The 14,260-nt window shown below is 69.8% G+C and carries 13 protein-coding genes, 5 tRNA genes and 1 pseudogene; 7 read left to right on the forward strand and 12 right to left on the reverse strand.

The window, feature by feature from the left end:
* Nucleotides 1-87: 87 nt before the first annotated feature.
* Both ACFYNP_RS26625 and ACFYNP_RS26630 read right to left on the reverse strand, forming a co-directional pair.
* A complete protein-coding gene (locus ACFYNP_RS26625; RefSeq protein ID WP_388412095.1) occupies nt 88-693 on the reverse strand; it encodes a response regulator in 606 nt (201 codons plus the stop codon).
* A 387-nt stretch (nt 694-1,080) separates the two neighbouring features.
* Complete coding sequence (locus ACFYNP_RS26630; RefSeq protein WP_388788816.1) at nt 1,081-1,584, reverse strand: DUF4188 domain-containing protein; 504 nt, start codon at nt 1,582-1,584, stop codon at nt 1,081-1,083.
* 96 nt (nt 1,585-1,680) lie between these two features.
* Between ACFYNP_RS26630 and ACFYNP_RS26635 the strand changes: the two genes are divergently transcribed.
* Entirely contained in the window at nt 1,681-2,328 is a 648-nt protein-coding gene (locus tag ACFYNP_RS26635; protein ID WP_388412091.1) for a MerR family transcriptional regulator, read from the forward strand.
* Between the two features lie 91 nt (nt 2,329-2,419).
* Here the strand turns inward: ACFYNP_RS26635 and ACFYNP_RS26640 are convergent.
* The 7 genes from ACFYNP_RS26640 to ACFYNP_RS26670 all read right to left on the reverse strand — a co-directional run bounded on the left by ACFYNP_RS26640 (nt 2,420) and on the right by ACFYNP_RS26670 (nt 4,481).
* Nucleotides 2,420-2,492, reverse strand: a tRNA-Glu gene (locus ACFYNP_RS26640).
* 52 nt (nt 2,493-2,544) lie between these two features.
* Nucleotides 2,545-2,616: transfer RNA gene (locus ACFYNP_RS26645), tRNA-Gln, on the reverse strand.
* 16 nt (nt 2,617-2,632) lie between these two features.
* Nucleotides 2,633-2,705: transfer RNA gene (locus ACFYNP_RS26650), tRNA-Glu, on the reverse strand.
* 61 nt (nt 2,706-2,766) lie between these two features.
* Nucleotides 2,767-2,839, reverse strand: a tRNA-Glu gene (locus tag ACFYNP_RS26655).
* Between the two features lie 22 nt (nt 2,840-2,861).
* A tRNA-Gln gene (locus ACFYNP_RS26660) sits at nt 2,862-2,933 on the reverse strand.
* Between the two features lie 89 nt (nt 2,934-3,022).
* The gene (locus ACFYNP_RS26665) at nt 3,023-3,742 is read right to left on the reverse strand and encodes an HAD family hydrolase (RefSeq protein WP_388788819.1); all 720 of its coding nucleotides are present in this window, start codon (nt 3,740-3,742) and stop codon (nt 3,023-3,025) included.
* A 67-nt stretch (nt 3,743-3,809) separates the two neighbouring features.
* Nucleotides 3,810-4,481 (reverse strand): DUF4241 domain-containing protein, encoded by a 672-nt coding sequence (locus ACFYNP_RS26670; protein ID WP_388788822.1) that lies wholly within the window; start codon nt 4,479-4,481, stop codon nt 3,810-3,812.
* A 283-nt stretch (nt 4,482-4,764) separates the two neighbouring features.
* Between ACFYNP_RS26670 and ACFYNP_RS26675 the strand changes: the two are divergent.
* From ACFYNP_RS26675 to ACFYNP_RS26695, 5 genes and pseudogenes are all read left to right on the forward strand, one after another.
* A pseudogene (locus tag ACFYNP_RS26675) lies at nt 4,765-4,878 on the forward strand (WXG100 family type VII secretion target); the annotation flags it as partial.
* Nucleotides 4,830-5,336: an RNase A-like domain-containing protein gene (locus ACFYNP_RS26680; protein WP_388788874.1), complete on the forward strand. Its 507-nt coding sequence runs from the start codon at nt 4,830-4,832 to the stop codon at nt 5,334-5,336. The pseudogene ACFYNP_RS26675 and the gene ACFYNP_RS26680, both read left to right, overlap by 49 nt.
* A 27-nt stretch (nt 5,337-5,363) precedes the next feature.
* A complete protein-coding gene (locus tag ACFYNP_RS26685) occupies nt 5,364-5,942 on the forward strand; it encodes a hypothetical protein (RefSeq protein WP_388788825.1) in 579 nt (192 codons plus the stop codon).
* Nucleotides 5,943-6,164: 222 nt separating this feature from the next.
* Nucleotides 6,165-6,509 carry an RNase A-like domain-containing protein gene (locus ACFYNP_RS26690; RefSeq protein ID WP_388788827.1) on the forward strand — a complete coding sequence of 115 codons (345 nt, stop codon included), beginning with the start codon at nt 6,165-6,167 and terminating at the stop codon, nt 6,507-6,509.
* Nucleotides 6,510-6,518: 9 nt separating this feature from the next.
* Nucleotides 6,519-7,169: a contact-dependent growth inhibition system immunity protein gene (locus ACFYNP_RS26695; protein WP_388788829.1), complete on the forward strand. Its 651-nt coding sequence runs from the start codon at nt 6,519-6,521 to the stop codon at nt 7,167-7,169.
* 62 nt (nt 7,170-7,231) lie between these two features.
* Here the strand turns inward: ACFYNP_RS26695 and gltX are convergent, their stop codons facing one another.
* The 3 genes from gltX to ACFYNP_RS26710 all read right to left on the reverse strand — a co-directional run bounded on the left by gltX (nt 7,232) and on the right by ACFYNP_RS26710 (nt 9,903).
* On the reverse strand, nt 7,232-8,716 hold the full coding sequence (gltX, locus tag ACFYNP_RS26700) for a glutamate--tRNA ligase (protein WP_388412087.1): 1,485 nt from the start codon (nt 8,714-8,716) through the stop codon (nt 7,232-7,234).
* Nucleotides 8,709-9,503, reverse strand: a complete 795-nt coding sequence (locus tag ACFYNP_RS26705) for a fumarylacetoacetate hydrolase family protein (protein WP_100577876.1) — start codon at nt 9,501-9,503, stop codon at nt 8,709-8,711. Before ACFYNP_RS26705 ends, gltX begins: the two co-directional genes overlap by 8 nt.
* A 190-nt stretch (nt 9,504-9,693) precedes the next feature.
* Nucleotides 9,694-9,903 carry a hypothetical protein gene (locus ACFYNP_RS26710; protein WP_388788832.1) on the reverse strand — a complete coding sequence of 70 codons (210 nt, stop codon included), beginning with the start codon at nt 9,901-9,903 and terminating at the stop codon, nt 9,694-9,696.
* Nucleotides 9,904-10,483: 580 nt separating this feature from the next.
* Here ACFYNP_RS26710 and ACFYNP_RS26715 point away from each other — a divergent pair.
* Entirely contained in the window at nt 10,484-14,257 is a 3,774-nt protein-coding gene (locus ACFYNP_RS26715) for a nitrate- and nitrite sensing domain-containing protein (RefSeq protein WP_388788835.1), read from the forward strand.
* Nucleotides 14,258-14,260: the final 3 nt, after the last annotated feature.

Genomic DNA, 14,260 nt, shown 5'->3' on the forward strand with positions numbered 1-14,260 from the left:
GACGGGAAAGTTCCCGGCACGACTCGTCGGGCGGCCCAGGAGATCCCCGTCCCGCCCCCGCGCCCGGCGGAAATTCCCGGCCGAGCCTCAGATCCAGCCGCTCTCGCGCGCGATCCGTACCGCGTCCATACGGTTGCGGGCGCCCAGTTTCACCACGGCGCTGTTCAGGTAGTTGCGTACCGTGCCCGGCGAGAGGAACAGCCTGCGGGCGATGGCGGCGGTGCCCTCGCCCGCGGCGGCGAGCCGGAGGACCTCCAGTTCGCGGGGCGCCAGCGGCTGTGTCACGTCCTGGAGCGCCGCGATCGCCAGCTGGGGGTCGATCGCCGTCTCTCCGGAGGCCACCGCCCTTATCGCGCCCATGAGTTGAGCGGGATCGGCGTCCTTGCGCAGGAAACCCGTGGCCCGGGTGGCCAGGGCTCGGCGCAGCGTGCTGGGGTTGCCTAGTCCCGTGAGCATGAGGATCCGGCAATCGGGCAGGACCGTACCCAGCGCGGCGGCCGCGGAGATGCCGTCCATGCCGGGCAGACCGATGTCGAGCACAGCGACATCCGGTTGCAGGGCGATTGCCTTCGGGACGATCTCGTCCCCGGAGTCGACATCGGCCACCACATCGAAGTCCGCTTCCAGTGAAAGGATTTCGACCAGCGCCCGGCGTAGCATCGCCATGTCCTCGGCAATCAGAATCTTTATCATGGACCTCTCGCCTCGACCGCCCGCAAAGGCCCATGCTCCATGCTCTCACCCGGAAAGCCAAGACGAGGGCTTGCCAAGTTGAGCGTGGGGCAGATGAGTTGGACAGGGTAAGGAGGGGCGGCGCCACGGGGGTGTCCAGGTCCGTAGGTGATGCTGTTCGGCGTTGCATTGCCCGTCAGCGGTTGACTTCGAGTGGCCCCTGAACTTCCGCCGCGACCTCGGTATCGGGCCGGGCCAACGGTTCGCGCACGCCTGCGGATGGCAGGTCGGGGGAACGCCGGACATTCCCCACCGCAGGGCCACCGGGCCACCGCACAAGCCCCTGGTGTGCCCGGGGCCGGCCGCCTTCCGCGAATGGAGACATCCCCTGGTGTCCGAGGGGTGGGATCAGCCAGCCTTGATCTTGAGACGGTCTGCCGCCCGGTCGCCACCTCGGCCGATCGGGACCAGGCCGGTGGCCGCGCCGAGACCGGAGGCCGACTCCGGCATGTTCACGTACACCGACTCGTACGATCCGGCCGGCACGACATACGTCTCGTGCCAGATTCCGACGTTGCCCCGGCCCGCCCGGGCCCGGCGGTTGAAGGCCGCCCAGGCCGGCCGGTGCTCCTTGTCCCCGGCGGACGCGTAGGCGAGCAGCTTCTCCTTGGACTCCCAGTACTGGATCACGCCGATCAGGCGCGGCCCGCCGAGCACGGGCCGGTAGCCGAGGAGTCCGATGCCCTGCCCCTTCTCCTTCTCCAGCTCCTTCAGCATCCGCGGCATGGCCGCCGAGACCGGCAGCCAACTGCGCAGCGCCCTGAAGCTGTTGACCCGCATCCCGATGAGAAAGACGACCACGTCGCCCTCGGCGGCGGCGGTCATGCGCCCCTCGACCGGCTTGTCGTTCATGACGTTCCCCCTGTCGCGATTCCCGACCATTGGATAGCCGAACTATCCATGATTGGATAGTGACACTCTCCAAGAAACGGCGCAAGGGGGACCGGCGTGAAACTGGCGGAACTGAGCGAACGCAGCGGGGTCTCCACGGCCACGATCAAGTACTACCTGCGCGAGGGACTGCTGCCGCCGGGCCGCCGGGTCACGGCCACCCGGTCCGCATACGACGACAGCCACCTCCAGCGCCTGAGGCTGGTGCGCGCCCTGATCCAGGTCGGCAGGGTTCCGGTGGCCACCGCCCGGGAGGTGCTCGCCGCCCTGGAGGACGACTCCCTCGACCACCACCACCGCCTGGGCATCGCGGTAGGGGCCCTGCCCAGCCCGCCCGAATCCGACCCCGAGGCCCCCGCCGCGGACCTCGCCCGACGCACCGTCGACGCACTGCTCTCCCGGCTCAACTGGCTGGAGGGCCCGCACGCTTGCGGCCCGGGCTCCCCCGCCTACGGCAGGCTCGTCGACGCGGTGGGGGCACTGGCCCGGCTCAACTACCCGTGCGCCGTCGACGACTTGCTGCCCTACGCACGGGCGGCGGCCGAACTGGCGGTGACGGACCTCGACCTGGTGGAGCGTTACGAATCGCCCGACGCACAGGTGGAGGCGGCGGTGGCCCTGACCGTGCTGTACGAGCCGGTACTGCTGAGCCTGCGCAGGATCGCCGAGGCGCGTGAGTCCGAGCGGCGCTTCACGAACGGGTGACCGGGCGGCGGGGGTGGCGCGAGGCCGCCGCCCCCCGAGCAGGCAAACGAAAAGGCCCTCCGCAAGATGCGAAGGGCCCATTCTCTGTGCGTACCCCCGACCGGATTCGAACCGGCGCTACCGCCTTGAGAGGGCGGCGTGCTAGGCCGCTACACAACGGGGGCCTACCTGCGTTTCGGACCTTCGAGAGAAGATCCAGGATCTTGAAATGACCCGCTGGGCTACCAGGACTCGAACCTAGAATGACGGTACCAGAAACCGTAGTGTTGCCAATTACACCATAGCCCATGGTGGTTTAGACCAGTACCCCCGACCGGATTCGAACCGGCGCTACCGCCTTGAGAGGGCGGCGTGCTAGGCCGCTACACAACGGGGGCCCTAGCGATCCTGCATCAGGTTCACCGGGTGCGACCCTGGTGATCCCGCGGGAAGGATCTGTACCCCCGACCGGATTCGAACCGGCGCTACCGCCTTGAGAGGGCGGCGTGCTAGGCCGCTACACAACGGGGGCCTTGCAGATGAAGCTCTGCGAGCTGGGCTACCAGGACTCGAACCTAGACTAACGGAACCAGAAACCGTCGTGCTGCCAATTACACCATAGCCCACCAAAACGCAACCCCCGTGGGGAGTTTTGCTTGGCTTGCGCTTCCGGTTCGGGGTTTTTCTTCCCGTTCCCCTTGGCGCAGGAAGAACATTACCCGAAGGTGTCCGGCGCTCCAAAACGGGTATCGCGGCGCAGCAGGCCGGGGAGCTGGTCAAGTCCGGTGATGCGCACGAGCTCGGGCCTGCCGCCCTCCCCCGACCGGTCCAGCCAGACCGCCTTGAGCCCCGCCTCGACCGCCCCCCGGGCGTCGATGTCCGGCTGGTCGCCCACGTAGACGACCTCCTCGGGCGGCAGCCCGAGCGCCTCGCAGCCGGCGAGGAACGCGGCCGCCTGCGGCTTGGCCACACCGAGTTCGGCCGCGCAGAGCAGCGCCTCGAAGCGGTCGCGCACACCCAGGATCCGCAGCTTCCGCTCCTGGTTGTGCAGGGAGGAGTTGGACAGCACGGCATGCCGGTACTCGTCGGCGAGCACGTCGAGGACGGGCAGCGTGTCCGGGAACAGGCTCCAGGCGGCCTCGTAGTGCGCGATGTGCCGCTCGAACCAGGCCTCGGCCCGCTCGTCGCTCATGGCCTCGCCGAGGAACGACCGCACGCGGTCGCGCCGCTGCCCGTGCCAGTCGGTCTCCCCGGCGGCGAACCGGGCCCAGTGGAAGGCGGTCAGCTCGTCCCAGCCGTCGAGAGCCGCCTCCAGGGAGTCGTACGCAGGGGGCAGGCCCTCGATGTCGAGGTGCGCGCGAATGCCGGAGCGGGAGGCCGCGGCGAAGTCGAAGATCGTGTCGTCGATGTCCCAGAGGACGGCGCGGATGGCCATGCTTCGAGCTTAGGCCGCCGGCCCGGCGGGCGGGCCGGGTTCTGGCATATGCGGCGGGGCCGCCGGCTCAGGGGACCAGCGCCTCGGCGGGGACGACGAAGAAGTCGGTGACGAAGCAGGTGACCGTGCCGGCCTCGTCCCTGCCTATCCAGGTCGGGTACGCGCCGTCGCCCCACCCCGAGGTGAAGGCGATCAGGTTGTGGCCGGATGCGGGATCGGTGACGGTGTGCGGGCCCGGTGAGGGCGGGACGGTGTCGAAGGCGTCCCACAGCGGGCCCTCGTCGCCCTCGCAGTCCGGGAAGGACCCGTCGGACCCGGCGTCGTAGAAGCATCCGGTACCGGCGTCGACCCCGTAGCCGAAGAACTCCTCGTCATCCAGCTCGGCGAGCTCCTGCCCCGGCTGGAGCGCGAGCTCCCAGGAGACGGCGGGGACGTCCTTGATGACGAGCCGCGCGGCGGCCACCCGCAGATGCGGACCGTCCACCTCCGGCTCCCCCGGCCGCACCAGGGTGGCTATGGCCGCTTCCACCGGATAGCGCCCCGGCGCCACCCACGCCGTGAACGGCTCGGCCTCCCCGGCCCCCAGCGAGACGAACGGGTCGCAGGCGATGACCCGCCCGGTGTGCAGCCACAACTCCCCGCCGCGCACCACACTCATCGTGCCGGTACTGCCCGACTCCTCCTCGAACACGTTGCCCGGAGTGAAGTGCCAGGAGAAGTCGGGGGCGGGCATGGGCATGAGGGTCTCCCGGTGAGGCGTGGCGACGGCGGTCCGCAGCGTTGCGCGCACTGCCCGAAGAACATAACTCGGCCCACTGACATCCGATTCGGGACGCCACCCTCCACGCCACCGCGCCTGGCCCAGTAGCAACTTCCTTGCCTCTGGGGCCCGTTGTCAAGCTCGTTGAACACGCGCGATCGCACAGGAGTACGGGAGGCAGAGGGGCGGCATGCAAGGCAATCCGGACCTCAGAACACCTGACGACGACGGCCTGAGCAAGCTGCCCGACGACCTCGAAGAAATGCGACGCCATCTGGACCGTCAGGTCCGCCGCATGGACGGGATCGTCGACCACATCCAGGCCGGATGGCAGGGAACCACGGGCTCCGCCTACCGCGATCTGCACAGGGGAGCCGCCCAGGATGCCGTGCGCATCCGCGAGACCCTCGGGGTCATGCAGGAAGTGATGACGCGCAGCTGGCCCAGCGGCTTCGGGATCAGGGAGATCCCCCCACGGGAACTTGGCTTCACGGAAAGCCAAAAATTGGCGCTTCTTCCTCCTTCAAGAATGCGGAAGAAGCCCAAGAATTCACTCAGAACAACATCGACCAGAGAGCCCCGGAAATTCAGACGTGGCTGTCAGGGCCTCCCGCTGTCGGAGACAAAGAGGCTTTTATCAGCACCGCTCCGGACGGCCGCGTCACCGGGCACTCGGTCAGCAAGCAGCCAATACCAGGCGTGGCAGGAACAGGGTTCAAGTACCAAGGGCTTGAGGCTCGGGCCGTGGAGGCACACAAGACCAAGACCATCCTTCGATACGATCCGAGCCTGATCCCTCCGTTTTCCGTGCTTACTTCCATGCCTGCCGTGTGAAGCCAAGCTCCCACCTCGGGAAGTCCCATGCATACAACAACACGTGAAACTTGGGCCGCCGCGCTCAACACTTTGTACGAGGATGAGTACGTCTTCGTCTCCGTTGGCCCCAGAAGCAACCACTCATGGGATGCAGACGCATGGGCCGTCATGCGGCGGGACGTATCCGACCCACGCGGCTGGGCCGGCCAGGACTGGGACAAAGACAGGAACGACCAGCCGACCGGAGTCGGCCGGAGAGACTTTCCGTTCAATGTCGTTTCCACCGAACAGATCTCCCGTAATCTTCATGAGATCGACGCCGACAGTGCGGAACGGTTGCTCGTCGCGCTCATGAACGACTGGTGCCACATCACAGAAGTCCCGGGATTTCAGGAGAACCCCGAAGGTTTGCTGATTGCGGCAAGAACGCTTATTTCCCGATTCGCCAAAAGTCGCACATGCTATACAAATCTCACCGAGGCCAGGGACACAAGAACCCCGAACCTTGACGCGCGCAATGCCGGCCCCGGGTGGACTCCCTTCACGGAATATACTGCGGACTACGGCCTAGCGGTCGTATCGGACTCCGAAGTTGGCATTTTCTGGTCGTTCAACCCTGTCTAGGAATGAAAGAGCACCAACCGAGCCGCGACCGAATAGGATGGCTGCACTGCTCAATGGCTACGAACTGCGACGGAGCCGCCGGGTCGGCACGAGGAACAACCGCCGCCCGGGCACAGGACCCGACGATCCACGAAGAGCGGTACACCTCCGTCGCTGCGGGGCCGCCAAGGCCATGCCCCACGACCCATCCGGCCCCCTGACGGCGCCTCCCGAAGGGATCTCATGAGCATCATCAACAGCGCGAGCGAGCCGGAAGCCGGCGGGGTCGTTCCCAACCGTGCCGCCACCTACCCCGACCGCGACACCGCTCAGTGGGCAACGCAGCACGTCGTGACGCGTAATGAGCAGGTCATCCACCGGTGGCTCGCGCAAGCGACGAGGGAGCGGCTCACCATCGAGGCCGCCTGGCCTTTGCGAGAGGAACCCGTCGGCCGCGTGCTGCTCCAGGCGATGTCGTTGGCCGGCCGGGGCGCGATCGAGGTGCGAGCGGCCCGGGTCGTACTGCGGCGCAGTGAGTCCAGCCCACACGGGTTCACCGTGCACGCCACCTTCCCGATCTACCTCTGAGGCCGTCCGATGTCCCTGAAGCCCCTGCAACACGACGCGCATTACGGCGAGTTGGACCAAGTCATGCGCGCCTACCTCGGACAGGAAGCCGCCGACACCCCCGAGCGGCGCAGCCCTGCGCTCGACGCCTACGTCCGGCACACCTGGCACTCCGGGCCGTGGGCACTCGCCGTCGCCGAGCAGCAGCTGCGGGAATACGCCCAGCACCCTCCGGGCCGACTGAGGCAGCGGCTCGGCGAGTTCTACCCGGTGCCGGATGTGGGACTGAGAGACGCGGAGATCCAAGGCTGGCTCGTCCTCCTCGCCGACCACCTCAGGCGCAGCATCGAGGACGGCGAGGCACCGGCACCCTCCGTGCCCCGCACGCACTGGGAGTGGCACGCACGCTTTCCCGAGCTCGGGCAGCTGCTCGGCGGCTGGTTCTCGCAGGACATGCCGGACGAGTTCGAGGACCACGACGCCGTGATCGAGGACTACCGCGCGACGACGGATCCCTCGCTCGTCGCCAGGACCGTCGGGGAGCTGCACGAGCTGCTCGCCCTAGGCCTCGACGAGGCCGAATGCGCGCTCGCCGTCGCCGAGTTGGGCATGGAGGTCGACCCGCCCGCCCCGTTCTCCCCCGGAGCCTGGCTCGCTCTGGCCGCACGGCGGTTGGGGTAGCGACGCGCGGAGGGGCGGCAGCCGGATCGGCTGCCGCCCCTCGCTCGCGCGCTCGCGGACGTCTACGCCGCCAGCTTCGCCAGTGCCGCGTCGATCCGCGCCAGGGTCTTCTCCTTGCCCAGGATTTCCAGGGACTCGAAGAGGGGGAGGCCGACCGTGCGGCCGGTGACCGCCACGCGGACGGGGGCCTGGGCCTTGCCGAGCTTCAGGCCGTGCTGCTCGCCCGCCGCCAGGACCGCGTTCTTCAGGGACTCGGGGGACGTCCAGTCCGCCGACTCCAGCTTCTCCCGGGCCGTGCGCAGGAGGTCGTCCGAGCCCTCCTTCATCGCCTTCGCCCAGGACGCCTCGTCCTCGACCGGCTGGTCCAGGAAGAGGAAGTCGACGTTGGCCGTGATGTCCGAGAGGACGGTCACGCGCGTCTGGGCGTGCGGGGCGATCGCCTCCCAGGCCTTCTCGTCGAACGCCTCGGGGGCCCAGTTCGCGTGCGGCGCGCGCAGCCACGGCTCGCAGGCCGCGGCGAACGCCTTCTCGTCCAGCATGCGGATGTGGTCCGCGTTGATGGACTCGGCCTTCTTCAGGTCGAAGCGGGCCGGGTTGGCGTTCACGTCCGCGATGTCGAACTTCGCGACCATGTCCTGGATCGAGAAGACGTCCTGGTCCGCGGAGAACGACCAGCCCAGGAGGGAGAGGTAGTTCAGGAGGCCCTCGGGGAGGAAGCCGCGCTCGCGGTAGACGTTCAAGGACGCCTGCGGGTCGCGCTTGGAGAGCTTCTTGTTGCCCTCGCCCATCACGTACGGCAGGTGGCCGAAGGCGGGGACCTGCTGGGCGATGCCCAGCTCGATCAGCGCCTTGTAGAGCGCGATCTGGCGCGGTGTGGAGGAGAGCAGGTCCTCGCCGCGCAGGACGTGGGTGATCTCCATCAGGGCGTCGTCGACCGGGTTCACGAGGGTGTAGAGGGGCGCCCCGTTCGCACGGACGATGCCGTAGTCGGTGACGTTCTCCGCCTGGACGGTGATCTCGCCGCGGACCAGGTCCGTGAAGGTGGTCGCCTCGTCGGGCATCCGGAAGCGGACGACGTGGCTGCGGCCCTCGGCCTCGTACGCCTGCTTCTGCTCGGCGCTCAGGTCGCGGCAGTGGCCGTCGTAGCCGGACGGCCTGCCGGCGGCGCGGGCCGCCTCGCGGCGGGCGTCCAGCTCCTCGGTGGTGCAGTAGCAGTTGTACGCGTGGCCGGCGGCGAGCAGCTTCTCGGCGACATCGCGGTAGATGTCCATGCGCTGCGACTGGCGGTACGGCGCGTGCGGACCGCCGACCTCCGGGCCCTCGTCCCAGTCGAAGCCCAGCCAGCGCAGGGAGTCCAGGAGCTGGTTGTAGGAGTCCTCGCTGTCGCGGGCCGCGTCGGTGTCCTCGATGCGGAAGACGAACGTGCCGCCCTGGTGCCGGGCGAACGCCCAGTTGAACAGGGCGGTGCGGACCAGACCCACGTGGGGGTTGCCGGTCGGGGAGGGACAGAAACGGACGCGGACCTTCGCGTCCAGGGGGTTAGCCACGCTTGATCACCCTGTTGGTGAGAGTGCCGATGCCTTCGATGGTGACGGCGACTTCGTCGCCGACGTTGAGGGGGCCGACCCCGGCCGGGGTGCCGGTGAGGATGACGTCGCCCGGGAGCAGCGTCATGGCCTCGGTGATGTGGACGACCAGGTCCTCGATGGAGCGGATCATGTCGGCCGTGCGGCCGAGCTGACGCTGTTCGCCGTTGACGGTCGCCTGGATGGCGAGGTCGCTCGGGTCCAGGTCCGTCTCGACCCAGGGCCCCAGCGGGCACGAGGTGTCGAAGCCCTTGGCCCGGGCCCACTGCTTCTCGCGCTGCTGGACGTCACGGGCGGTCACGTCGTTGGCGCAGGTGTAGCCGAAGATGACGTCCTTGACGCGCTCGCGCGGGACCTCACGGCACATGCGGCCGATCACGACGGCCAGCTCGGCCTCGTGGTGCAGCTCGTTGGAGAAGGAGGGGTACTCGATGGTGTCGCCGGAGCCGATCACCGAGGTGGTCGGCTTGAAGAAGGCCACCGGTGCCTCGGGACGGCCCTGGTCGTCGAAGACGGAGTTGCCGAGCTCCTTGGCGTGCTCCGCGTAGTTGCGGCCGATGGCCACGACCTTGTTGGGCAGCACGGGCGGCAGCAGGCGGACCTTGCTCAGCGGCACCTTGGTGCCGGAGAGCTCGAAGTCCGCGTACGGGATGCCCTTGATGATGTCGAGTACGAGACCGTCGGGGCCTTCACCCTCGACGGCTCCGAAGGCGACATTGCCGTCGATGGAGAACCTGGCGATGCGCACGAGTGCTGTCGCCCCTCACTTCGCTTTAGCTGGTACTGGCCGAGCGGCCGGAGTCTGACGCTCCAGGCTAACGCGGGCGAGGGCACCGGCCGTGCGATGTGCCCGGCCGCGAGGCCGCCCGCTCGGCTGCCGCGGGGCCACCCGGTCAGGGTCGCGGGGCCACCCGGTCAGGCGTCGCGGGGGCGCCGGGTCAGACGGTGGCGGCCTCGGCCCGAGCCGGGGCCGGGGTCGCGGCCGGGGCCTTCATCAGGATGGTGCGGCGCGGGTTGGCCGTCTGGGTCGGCAGTTCGACGGTGTGCTCCGGCTGGGCCGCCCGCTGCAGTTCCTCGGCATCCGCGAGGTGCGCCAGGGTGGTGCGGCGCGGGTTGGCTATGTTGCGGATGATCATCGTCGTCTTCATCTCTGCTACGAACCCTGTCTTTACGGGCGCCGGAGGGCGCCGATTGTCGGTCTGGCCATCCCTGTAAAGCGTCAGGCTAAACATTCGAATTCCCGGCAAAGGGTCGTAGAGACGACGATCAACATGTGAGTTTGCTCACGAATCAAGCCGCAAAAGGGATATAAAGGTCCGTCAACTGCCGCTCCAGGAACGGACATTTGGGCATCGAACCCTTCATTCCGCTCCTGATCATCGCGACTGGGACACCCCCCGCCCGTAAGTGACTCGTAAGCATAAGTCCGTTTTCTCCGTGATCACTTTCTACGTCTTGTGACGTGATACTCACAATGTGTCACTCAGGTCACGGCCCGGTACGCGGGCCTTGTTGGAGATCCGGCACTGTGCTGGAATTCCACGCACCGCCGCGGGTCACTGACCGGTGCGCAGGGGCGCAACGCAGCGCCGGGTGAGCGGCGGGAGGGGGAGCAGGACAAGCGCCGGTCACTCAGACCACACAGGGGGCGCGCAGTGCCCCCATGACGCCGACACCGTCCCATCCGCCCCGAGCGGGGGGACGCCTGGTCCAGAGGTTGCGACGCTAGTGCAGGGACGTTTCAAGAGGGATGGCAGCGCTGCGGCGGAGCAGGAGCCGCAGGGCGGGACTGGCCCCAAGACGGCCAGTTCCTCGCCCCAGCACGCCCAGAACCCCCGGGGCCCCGAGAACCCATCCGCCTCGCCGGCCGGTGAGGCGGGCGGCCAGACGGCCCGCACCGGCGGGCCCGCCGGCCCGTCCGCGGGCGAGAGCGCCGGTGCCGACCGCAAACCCACGGGTCCCGTGGACACGGGCTCCCGAATAGCCCTGCGCAACTGGCGCATCTCGACCCGTCTCGTCGCCCTGCTCGCCCTCCCCGTGGTGGCCGCGACCACCCTGGGCGGGCTGCGCATCCAGCAGTCGATGAACGACATGCAGCAGCTCGACCACATGCAGCTGCTCACCGACATGACCAAGCAGGCGACCGAGCTCGCCGCCGCGCTCCAGACCGAGCGCGACGACTCGGCGGGCCCGCTCTCCACCCAGACCTCCGACGCCCGCGTCCAGACCGACCGCTCGGCCACCGACCTGGTCAGGAAGTCGTTCATCCACGCGACCCAGGACGTCAGCGGCACGGAGAACGACGCCGCCCTGGAGTCGATCCGGCGCAACGTCACCAACATCGCGATCCAGCTCCAGGACCTGGAGAGCATCCGCAGGACCGCCTACAAGGAGGGCTCGACCAACTCCCAGACGGTCGAGTCCTACAGCCGTGTGATCCGCGGTCTGCTCAGCCTCTCCCAGGACATGGCCCAGGCCACCTCCAACCCGGAGATGATCAAGCGGACCCGTGCGCTCGCGGCCTTCTCCTCGGCCAAGGAGTACGCCTCGGTCCAGCGCGCGATCATCGCCGCGGCGCTGCCGGCCACCAAGGACAAGGCGGGCGACCTCACGGAGCCCGACCGCCTCTACGCCAAGGCCGCCCAGGACGGCGAGCGCCAGTCACTGGCCTCGTTCCAGAACGTGTACGAGGCCAACGGCGGCAACTCCACCGAGCTGATGGCCCCGCTCGACAAGGGCAACTCGGAGATCACCGCCGCCAACGCGTACTCGCAGCGGGTGCTCAAGAACACCGGCGGCATCAACCAGGAGCAGCGGCGCTCGTACCTCGACTGGTACGACCAGGACTCCAACAAGATCAACCAGATGAAGACCATCGAGCAGACCCTGCTCGGTGAGATGGAGCAGAAGGCGCGCGAGCTGCGCGACTCCTCGCAGCGCGACGCGATCCTCAACGGTGCGCTGATCCTCATCGTGCTCGGCGTCTCGCTGGTTGGCGCGTTCGTCGTGGCCCGCTCCATGATCCGCTCGCTGCGCCGCCTCCAGGACACCGCGACCCGGGTCGCCCAGGACCGTCTGCCCGAGCTCGTCAAGCAGCTCTCGGAGTCGGACCCGCAGGACGTCGACACCTCGGTGGAGTCGGTCGGCGTGCACTCGCGCGACGAGATCGGCCAGGTGGCCGCGGCCTTCGACGACGTGCACCGCGAGGCCGTCCGCCTCGCCGCCGAGCAGGCTCTCCTCCGGGGCAACGTCAACGCGATGTTCACCAACCTCTCGCGCCGCTCCCAGGGTCTGATCCAGCGTCAGCTCTCGCTCATCTCCGAGCTGGAGTCCCGCGAGGCCGACCCGGACCAGCTGTCCTCGCTCTTCAAGCTGGACCACCTCGCGACCCGTATGCGCCGTAACGGCGAGAACCTCCTCGTCCTCGCCGGCGAGGAGCCGGGCCGCCGTTGGACCCGCCCGGTCCCGCTGGTCGACGTGCTCCGCGCCGCCGCGTCCGAGGTGGAGCAGTACGAGCGCATCGAGCTGGCCGCCGTGCCCGCGACCGAGGTCGCCGGACGCGTGGTCAACGACCTCGTGCACCTGCTCGCCGAGCTCCTGGAGAACGCCACCTCGTTCTCCTCGCCGCAGACCAAGGTCCGCGTCACCGGTCACGCGCTGCCCGACGGCCGCGTCCTGGTCGAGATCCACGACACCGGCATCGGCCTCTCCCCCGAGGACCTCGCCGCGATCAACGAGCGGCTCGCGTCGCCGCCCACCGTGGACGTCTCGGTCTCGCGCCGCATGGGTCTGTTCGTGGTCGGCCGGCTGTCCCTGCGACACGGCATCCGCATCCAGCTGCGCCCGTCGGACTCCGGCGGCACCACCGCGCTCGTCATGCTCCCCGTCGACGTCGCCCAGGGCGGCAAGAAGGTGCCCGGCAAGCCGGGTGCCGGGCAGCCGCAGGCCCCGGCGGGCCAGGGCGGCCGTCCCGGTCTCGCGGGCGGTCCCCCCTCGCGCGCCGGTCTCGCGGCCGGCCCGCTCAGCGGCGGCGGCCCGGGTGCTCCCGCCGGACGGCTCGGCGCGGGCGCCCCGCGCGGCCAGGTCGCCGGCGGCCAGGGCCCGCGCGCGGCCCTGCCGCCCCGCAACGGCGGCCCCCAGCAGGGCCAGGCCCCGCAGCAGCAGGGCCAGCAGAACGCGTTCGGCAGTGCCCCGGCGGCCCCCCGCCGCGGTGACCGTCCGATGACCCCGCCGCCCGGCGCCCCGCGTGCCGAGCTGCCCGGCGGCAACCCGCTGACGCAGCAGCCGGCCCGGCCGCAGGCCGCGAGCTGGGGCACCGACCAGTCGTCGCCCCTGGACGCGCCGCGCGGCCACGAGGAGCCGGAGCAGCACACCGGCCAGTACCAGCGTCCCGCCTCCGACGACCGCCAGGGCCCGGCCGCCACGGCCGAGTTCGCGCGCCCGGACTTCGACGGCCCCCCGCCCGGCTCCCAGCAGGACCAGGGTTCGGGCACCGGCACGTTCGTACGCCCCGACGTGTTCGGCGCGCCGACCGCGCAGGACCCGGCCGCGACCGGGCAGTTCGAGCGCCCCGGCACCTACAACGGCTACGGCGACCAGGCCTCCGGCACCGGCTCGTTCGCACGGCCGGACCAGGACCCGTCCGGCACCGGGCAGTTCGACCGCCCCGCGCAGGACCCGTCCGCCACCGGCTCGTTCGCACGGCCCGGCCAGGACACGGGTCAATTCGGGCGCCCCTCGGCCGACGACCGGCAGAACCCGGCGGCGACCTCCGGGTTCGCCCGCCCGGACTTCAACGCCCCGCGGCCGCCCGCGCCCCGGCCGGTCCAGCCGCAGCAGTACCAGCAGCAGCCCCAGCAGGGCCAGGACTTCGGTCCCGGTGCCCCGCGCCGGCGCCCCGAGGGCGACGACTTCGGCGCCCCGCGGCTGCCCGCAGCGAGCCTGCCCGCCCAGGCGCGGCCCGAGGACGGAGGCGCCGCGGAAGCGCTCGACGAGGCGCGGCGGCCCGGTGACGGGTGGGCGCTGCCGCCGGCCGGCGCCGGTGACGGACGCACCCCGCTGTACGACACGCTGGAGACCAACTGGTTCCAGCAGCAGGGCGGCCAGCAGCAGGGCGCCCCGCAGGCGTCCCAGGACCCGCAGCAGCCGGCCCCCGAGCAGCTCCCCGTCCGTGAGGGCGGCGCCTCGTTCGGCCACAACAGCGGCGGCGCCTGGCGCAGTTCGCCCAACGACGACCTGGTCCGCCAGGCCGAGCGGGCCCGCAAGCCCGCCGCCGGCGGCGTGACCACGTCCGGACTTCCCAAGCGGGTCCCGCGCGCCAACCTGGTGCCGGGCACCGCACAGCAGCAGAACCACCAGGCAGGACCCCAGGTCTCCCGGGCGCCCGATGACGTGCGCGGCCGACTGACCAATCTCCGCCGGGGCATCCAGCAGGGCCGGCAGGCCAACAACGGCTCGACCGGCAGCTTCCACGTGGACCCCACTCACCAGCAGGAGCGTTAGTTG

Source organism: Streptomyces sp. NPDC006691, assembly GCF_042869955.1.
Taxonomy (GTDB): Bacteria; Actinomycetota; Actinomycetes; order Streptomycetales; family Streptomycetaceae; genus Streptomyces.

Excerpts from the sequence above, each read along its gene's own strand:
- ACFYNP_RS26680 (WP_388788874.1), top strand. The coding sequence starts at position 4,830 with ATGGCAGGGAACCACGGGCTCCGCCTACCGCGATCTGCACAGGGGAGC.
- ACFYNP_RS26685 (WP_388788825.1), top strand. The coding sequence starts at position 5,364 with ATGCATACAACAACACGTGAAACTTGGGCCGCCGCGCTCAACACTTTG.
- ACFYNP_RS26670 (WP_388788822.1), bottom strand. The coding sequence starts at position 4,481 with ATGCCCATGCCCGCCCCCGACTTCTCCTGGCACTTCACTCCGGGCAAC.
- ACFYNP_RS26625 (WP_388412095.1), bottom strand. The coding sequence starts at position 693 with ATGATAAAGATTCTGATTGCCGAGGACATGGCGATGCTACGCCGGGCG.
- ACFYNP_RS26710 (WP_388788832.1), bottom strand. The coding sequence starts at position 9,903 with ATGAAGACGACGATGATCATCCGCAACATAGCCAACCCGCGCCGCACC.
- ACFYNP_RS26665 (WP_388788819.1), bottom strand. The coding sequence starts at position 3,742 with ATGGCCATCCGCGCCGTCCTCTGGGACATCGACGACACGATCTTCGAC.
- ACFYNP_RS26630 (WP_388788816.1), bottom strand. The coding sequence starts at position 1,584 with ATGAACGACAAGCCGGTCGAGGGGCGCATGACCGCCGCCGCCGAGGGC.
- ACFYNP_RS26690 (WP_388788827.1), top strand. The coding sequence starts at position 6,165 with ATGAGCATCATCAACAGCGCGAGCGAGCCGGAAGCCGGCGGGGTCGTT.
- ACFYNP_RS26695 (WP_388788829.1), top strand. The coding sequence starts at position 6,519 with ATGTCCCTGAAGCCCCTGCAACACGACGCGCATTACGGCGAGTTGGAC.